This window comes from Alkalinema pantanalense CENA528, assembly GCF_050753345.1.
Taxonomy (GTDB): domain Bacteria; phylum Cyanobacteriota; class Cyanobacteriia; order Leptolyngbyales; family Leptolyngbyaceae; genus Alkalinema; species Alkalinema pantanalense.
Genome location: NZ_JBLZFX010000169.1, coordinates 1 through 5,985 on the forward strand (window position 1 = coordinate 1; position 5,985 = coordinate 5,985).

General features: G+C 49.6%; 8 protein-coding genes and 1 riboswitch. Of the genes, 7 read left to right on the forward strand and 1 reads right to left on the reverse strand.

The features are described 5' to 3' along the window. Nucleotides 1–78: 78 nt before the first annotated feature. Nucleotides 79–1,197, forward strand: coding sequence for a metal ABC transporter substrate-binding protein (locus ACN4EG_RS26855; RefSeq protein ID WP_431633356.1), 1,119 nt, complete (start codon nt 79–81; stop codon nt 1,195–1,197). A 9-nt stretch (nt 1,198–1,206) separates the two neighbouring features. Further along, a complete protein-coding gene (locus ACN4EG_RS26860) occupies nt 1,207–1,971 on the forward strand; it encodes a metal ABC transporter ATP-binding protein (protein WP_431633357.1) in 765 nt (254 codons plus the stop codon). A gap of 31 nt (nt 1,972–2,002) precedes the next feature. Here the strand turns inward: ACN4EG_RS26860 and ACN4EG_RS26865 are convergent, their stop codons facing one another. Then, nucleotides 2,003–2,374 carry a four helix bundle protein gene (locus tag ACN4EG_RS26865; protein ID WP_431633358.1) on the reverse strand — a complete coding sequence of 124 codons (372 nt, stop codon included), beginning with the start codon at nt 2,372–2,374 and terminating at the stop codon, nt 2,003–2,005. A gap of 66 nt (nt 2,375–2,440) precedes the next feature. Between ACN4EG_RS26865 and ACN4EG_RS26870 the strand changes: the two genes are divergently transcribed. The 5 genes from ACN4EG_RS26870 (at nt 2,441) to cbiQ (ending at nt 5,951) form a co-directional block, all read left to right on the forward strand. Beyond that, nucleotides 2,441–3,268: a metal ABC transporter permease gene (locus tag ACN4EG_RS26870; protein WP_431633359.1), complete on the forward strand. Its 828-nt coding sequence runs from the start codon at nt 2,441–2,443 to the stop codon at nt 3,266–3,268. A gap of 121 nt (nt 3,269–3,389) precedes the next feature. Further along, a complete protein-coding gene (locus tag ACN4EG_RS26875; RefSeq protein WP_431633360.1) occupies nt 3,390–3,761 on the forward strand; it encodes a DsrE family protein in 372 nt (123 codons plus the stop codon). Nucleotides 3,762–3,877: 116 nt separating this feature from the next. Next, nucleotides 3,878–4,022, forward strand: a riboswitch (cobalamin riboswitch). A 26-nt stretch (nt 4,023–4,048) separates the two neighbouring features. Next, entirely contained in the window at nt 4,049–4,810 is a 762-nt protein-coding gene (locus ACN4EG_RS26880) for an energy-coupling factor ABC transporter permease (protein WP_431633361.1), read from the forward strand. A gap of 2 nt (nt 4,811–4,812) precedes the next feature. After that, nucleotides 4,813–5,154: an energy-coupling factor ABC transporter substrate-binding protein gene (locus ACN4EG_RS26885; RefSeq protein ID WP_431633362.1), complete on the forward strand. Its 342-nt coding sequence runs from the start codon at nt 4,813–4,815 to the stop codon at nt 5,152–5,154. Between the two features lie 8 nt (nt 5,155–5,162). Continuing rightward, nucleotides 5,163–5,951 carry a cobalt ECF transporter T component CbiQ gene (cbiQ, locus tag ACN4EG_RS26890; protein WP_431633363.1) on the forward strand — a complete coding sequence of 263 codons (789 nt, stop codon included), beginning with the start codon at nt 5,163–5,165 and terminating at the stop codon, nt 5,949–5,951. The last annotated feature ends 34 nt before the right edge of the window (nt 5,952–5,985 follow it).

Here is a 5,985-nt window from a genome sequence, read left to right on the forward strand (position 1 = left end):
GGAATGGGGAGTGGGGAGTGGGGAAATAACTGATTCTTTACTTACTTAGTTAATCAATTAGTTGAAAGGATATCTCAGATGATTCATTCAGAAACAAGATTACAACCATCCAGAAACCTCGTTCGTCGGTTGTCTGTTGCTGTAGTGTCGGCGATCGCGCTTAGCCTGGGAAGTTGTGCCACGAATGCACCCACTACAAACTCGGATTCACAAGCACAATCGTCGCCGGCGGCGACAGCAGATGAGTTGCAGGTGGTGACAACGTTCTTGCCGATGACTCAGTTTACAAAAGCGGTGGCGGGCGATCGGGCAGAGGTGACTCAACTGTTACCTGCCAATGTCGGTCCCCATGACTATCAGGCAAAACCAGAAGATGCTCAGAGATTGGCGAAAGCTGATGTGTTGGTGCAGAACGGGCTAGAGATGGAGGAGTTTCTGGAGGATCTGGTTAAAAATGCAGGGAATGCCAACCTGAAGGTGATTGATTCCAGTCAGGGTGTCCAGACCATTACGACAGAATCGATCGAAGGGGAAGCCCATGACCATGATCACGAGCATGGAGCAAATGAAAAAGCAGAAGCTGGACATGGACATGATCATGGAAAATACAATCCTCATATCTGGCTGGATCCAAAGCGGGCAATTCGACAGGTCGAAAACATTCGGGATGGACTAATTGCGGCTGATCCAGCAGGGAAAGAAATTTATACCGCTAATGCAGCCGCCTACGTTCAGAAGTTACGGGATTTGGATGCCGAAACCACAAAACGGCTGCAACCCTATGCCGGGAAAACTTTTGTTGCCTTTCACGACTTTGCGCCCTACTTTGCCCAAAGCTATAACTTGAAGGCAACGTTCTTAGTCGATGTACCAGAAGGTAATCCTTCTCCGGATGATGTGAAACGAGTCATGGATACGGTGCAAACAACCAATCTAAAAACACTCCTGACCGAACCCCAGAGTGGACAAGATGCGTTTGCATCACTGGCAAAGGATTTGAACGTGCGGGTGAGCACCTTTGACCCACTCGAAACGGGTAGTCCTGAGGCACTCCAACCGGATTATTACCTCACCACCATGCGGCAGAATGTCAATACGTTGGTGACGGCATTTACAGGACAATCAACCCAATCTTTTCTGCCACTCTGGACACCCCAACCTGCCGTTATCCCCCAACGTGTTGGGGTGAGGTTTTAGGAGGCTGGTTTGTCAGACATTGTGTTAGAGATCGAACACTTAACGGTGTATCGAGAAACGTATCCAGCCGTGCAGGATGTCTCGTTTGCGTTAGAAACAGGCACCGATACGGCGATCGTGGGTCCGAATGGCGCAGGTAAAAGTACGCTGGTGCAGGCGATTTTGGGTATTCTGCCCCGACAAACAGGGGATGTTTTTATCCTGGGACAACCTCTGTCTCGTCGCGGTTTTCTCGCGCCTGCTATCCGTCAGCAAATTGCTTATTTGCCGCAAAACTTTCTGTTCGATCGCCGTATTCCCATTACCGTCGAAGAATTGGTGGGATTGGGATGGGATCAATTAGGGTTTCAGGTGCCCTGGAAAGACCACCGCAAACGCCGCCAAGCCATTCGTGAAGCGTTGGCACGGGTCGATGCTGCCCATCTCAAGCATCAGTTAATCAGTGGGCTGTCGGGAGGCGAAACTAAGCGTGTCCTTCTAGCCTACTGTCTGGTTCGTCCCCGTCGTTTGTTGATCCTAGATGAAGCTCCAGCAGGATTAGATGTGCGGGGTGAATCAGAATTCTACCAACTGTTATACCAACTCAAACGGGAGCAGGGTTGGGCAATCCTGCAAATTTCTCATGACTTAGATATGGTGCGCCGAAACTGCGATCGCGTTCTCTGCTTAAACCGCACCTTACTCTGTCAGGGAACTCCAGAAGTTGCCCTCTCCCCTGACAATCTTTCTGCTGCCTACGGGGCTGAATTTGTTCGCTATCGTCATCAGCATTAAGGGGAGTGGGGAAGGTGGAGTAGGGAATCTGTCAAGTTTTTTGAAGGGCGCGGAGGAGGGCGCGGAGCAATTTACCTGTAGATTCACATTGAGTGAGAATGGGTTGAGCTTTGTGATCTGTGATCAATTCAACTCGTACAGCTAGTAAAAGATGGGTTTCCAGTTCCTTTAAAGAACCCTGAGCAATGCGAAGAAACTGAATATATTGATTTCGATATTCTCGTCCATAGCCTTCAGCAATATTGGCTGGGACTGAAACCGCTGCTCTCCGAATTTGTGAAACCATGCCATAAACTTCTTCCTTCGGAAATGTTTTTGTCAACCGATAGCAATTTTCCGCCAACTCCATCCCCTGCTGCCAAACCTCCAAATCCCGATAAGACTGAATCCTCCCAACAGCCATCACCTACACCCCAAAATCCTAAACCTCTCCCCTATTCTTCCCACTCCCCCTTCCCCACTCCCCCTTATGTCTACTGACCTCACCCGCATCATCGAACTGTTCCAGCTTCCCTTTATGCAACGGGCACTATTGGGTGGCATTCTCACCGGGTTAATGGGCGGAATGCTGGGCAGCTTCACGATCCTACGCCAATTGTCTTTCTTCAGTGATGCCTTAGGACATTCAGCTTTGTTGGGTATCAGCATTGGCTTACTGATTGGCATTAATCCATCGGTTGTCTTGTTACCCTTTGCCGTTTGCTTTGCCCTGGGAGTCACGTATCTATTAGAACGAACCCGGTTATGGACCGATGCACTGCTGAATATCATCTATTCTTCATCATTGGCGATCGCTGTCATTGTCCTCAGCTTTGTTGGACAGTACAAAGGTGGACTGAATAACCTGCTGTTTGGCGATATTCTCGCAGTACGAGAACTGGATTTAGTCTTGAGCAGTTTGTTATTAATCGTCTGCACGGTGTTTATTGGATTAACCTTGCGAACGCAAATGTTGTTGACCCTGCATGAACCGTTGGCGATCGCCCGTGGAGTCTCTGTATCCCTTCACCGAACCGCATTTATTGTCTTACTGTCGCTGGTGGTGGGCATCTCGATTAAGGCGATCGGTGTTTTGTTAGTCAGTGCCTTTGTGGTCATTCCTGCCTGTGCCGCCCGATTGCTGAGCCGGACATTCACCAATTATGTGGTGCTATCGGCAGGGTTAGGGGCGTTAAGTGCGGTCATTGGCATGGTAGTTTCTGCGGCGTTCAATTTGCCGTCTGGTCCCAGTATTGTGGCAACCCAGTTAGTGATTTTTCTAACGGCAATGGGGTTGCCTCGTCTCTTGCGAAGCTAGAATGTTCTGGCTGTAAACCGTTGAACACCAGTTTGGATAAAGTTTGACGGCCCGTCATTTGACAACTTCCTTTTCTGCGGGTACTAAGCCTGAATGATGACATCACCGCGATCATCAACCAGTGGACAGGGGCAGACCATCGTTGCATCTGAATCATGGGACTGATGACCTGCATGCTGCCTTTATGGCACTGAAATTAGGGACGAACCTGCAAAAACGGGGTGCTCAGGTGATGCTGGTTTTGACTCTGGAAGGAGTGCGGATTGCGGACAAAAATCAACCCTTGAATTTGCGGTGGGGCAGTAGTCCGATGACGCTAGCCCAACTGTATGATGAATTTGTGGCAGCAGGGGGCAAGGTGATGGTCTGTCCAGCTTGTGCAGAAGCCGCAGGAATAACAGCAAGCAACTTACGATCGGGCGCTCAGTTGGCAAAAGAGAATCAGGATATACCCAGTTTGATTTTGGCAGCAGATAAAATCATGGACTTCTGATTGGTTCTTATTCTTGGGTGAAATAGCGAGGGATGAGACTCTCATCTCCTGCTGAATGGTGGGGATGCTTCAAGCCAAACATTATCTTAAGTCAAGGTGTTTGTTTGAGAATCGGTGGTATTGTTGAAAAATTCGGTTTTGGTGGGGAACAGCCACCAGACGTAAGGGGGAAAGAGCAATGTAAATCTGCCGCTGTCCCGCAACTGTGATAAGAGATTCATCTCTTTAAGTCAGGATGCCCGCCGAATGTGACAGCTTGTTTTGATTGAGAAGTCTGCGAGGTACAGATGAACAGGAAAAACCGTCAATGGTTCAGCCTTGTGATGATGGCGGGGCTGAGTTGTTATTTAGTTGTTGGATCGCCCACGCCTGCCTATGCCATGCATATTATGGAAGGGTTCCTGCCGGTCGGCTGGGCTGTTTTCTGGTGGATCGTGTATCTGCCCTTTCTGTTCTGGGGGCTGCGATCGCTCACTCACATCACCCATCAGCATCCTGAAACCAAACTATTACTCGCATTGGCAGGAGCATTCACCTTTGTCCTCTCTGCCTTGAAAATTCCCTCGGTGACGGGTAGTTGTTCTCACCCGACCGGGACTGGCTTGGGAGCCGTGTTATTTGGTCCAGCCGTGATGTCGGTTTTGGGTGGCCTGGTGTTGTTATTTCAGGCGTTACTGCTGGCACATGGTGGTTTAACTACGCTGGGTGCCAATGCCGTGTCGATGGCAGTTGTGGGTCCTTTCATTGCCTACGGGATTTATCAACTGGTGATGCGTTTCAGCGGCAGGCAAACTCTGGCAATCTTCCTGGCAGCAACCCTGGCAGACCTGATTACCTACGTTGTCACATCCCTGCAACTGGCTCTGGCGTTTCCATCGGCAACCGGAGGCTTCTTCGCCGCCTTTACCAAGTTCGCCACAATTTTTGCTGTGACTCAAATTCCCCTTGCTCTTAGCGAAGGGTTGTTGACGGTGCTGGTATGGAACTGGTTGCAGACCTACAACCGAGAAGAATTGCAAGTCCTGAATATCATGAAGCAGGAGGCATAGGCATGAGCCCAAAAAGTCAACGTTGGAACAACTGGTTACTGGTTGTGGCGGTAGTGGTGCTGGCGATCGCCCCTCTATTTTTAGTGCGCGAAGCGGAGTTTGGCGGAGCCGATGGCGAAGCAGAAGCCGCGATTCAGGAGATCAACCCTAACTATCAGCCTTGGTTCAGCCCTCTGTTTGAACCTGCCAGTGGTGAAATTGAATCGCTGCTGTTTGCCCTGCAAGCCGGACTGGGAGCGGGAGTCATCGGCTATGTAATTGGGCTGTATCGAGGCAGGCATGAGCGACAGGCATCCCAACAACACCCAGAAGTGAGCCAGTCTCCGGAATTCAAGGATTATTAGTTAAATCGATGCATCATCATCTCGATGCCTATGCCTACACCAATCGTCTCCGACCCTTACCCCCCCAACAAAAACTGATCTTTGCGCTGGTGGTTCTGGGGATAGCCCTGATCGCCCACCCTGCCACTCAAGGAGTAATTTTTATCTGGCTCAGCGTATGGACAGTTGGCTATGCTCGAACCCCTTTCAGGGTCTATAGATCGGTACTGGTCGTGATGCTGCTCTTTCTGTTGACCAGCGTTCCAGCATTGGTGTTGGAGATTGTCCCGGTGGATCAACGCGCTCTGATCCAGACGAATTCGTTTGGGGGGCTGGTAGTGGGGAATTGGTATGGTTTTATCAGTCAATCGGGCTTAGTACAGGCGATCGAAGTGGGGATGCGATCGATTGCCTGTACTTCCTGTCTGTTATTCATTCTATTCACCATTCCATTCGCAGAATTGTTGTCAATCTTGCGTCAATGTCGCATCCCTACTGTGTTAATTGATCTGTTGCTACTGATGTATCGATTCATCTTTCTGTTTCTCGATATTTTAACACAACTTCAACTGGCACAACGGGCACGCGGTGGTTATCGCACCCGCCAGCAGTGGATGCACAGTACAGGACTATTAGTCAGTCAATTGATGGTGCGATCGCTGCAACACTACCATCGCTTTTCTCTTGCTCTCGCTTCCCGTGGTTTTAACGGCAATTTTCAAGTCTACTCTAATCCGTCTTATCGTTACTCCAAACGCTATGCGATCGAATCTCTGGTTGGATGTGTGGGATTAGTGATTTTAGATTTTAGATTTTGAATTCTTCTTCACCCCACTCCCCCCTCCCCACTCC

What these genes read in the sequence shown, in the direction of transcription:
- ACN4EG_RS26855 (WP_431633356.1), top strand. Translation starts at nt 79, where the DNA reads ATGATTCATTCAGAAACAAGATTACAACCATCCAGAAACCTCGTTCGT.
- ACN4EG_RS26865 (WP_431633358.1), bottom strand. Translation starts at nt 2,374, where the DNA reads ATGGCTGTTGGGAGGATTCAGTCTTATCGGGATTTGGAGGTTTGGCAG.
- ACN4EG_RS26870 (WP_431633359.1), top strand. Translation starts at nt 2,441, where the DNA reads ATGTCTACTGACCTCACCCGCATCATCGAACTGTTCCAGCTTCCCTTT.
- ACN4EG_RS26880 (WP_431633361.1), top strand. Translation starts at nt 4,049, where the DNA reads ATGAACAGGAAAAACCGTCAATGGTTCAGCCTTGTGATGATGGCGGGG.
- ACN4EG_RS26885 (WP_431633362.1), top strand. Translation starts at nt 4,813, where the DNA reads ATGAGCCCAAAAAGTCAACGTTGGAACAACTGGTTACTGGTTGTGGCG.
- cbiQ (WP_431633363.1), top strand. Translation starts at nt 5,163, where the DNA reads ATGCATCATCATCTCGATGCCTATGCCTACACCAATCGTCTCCGACCC.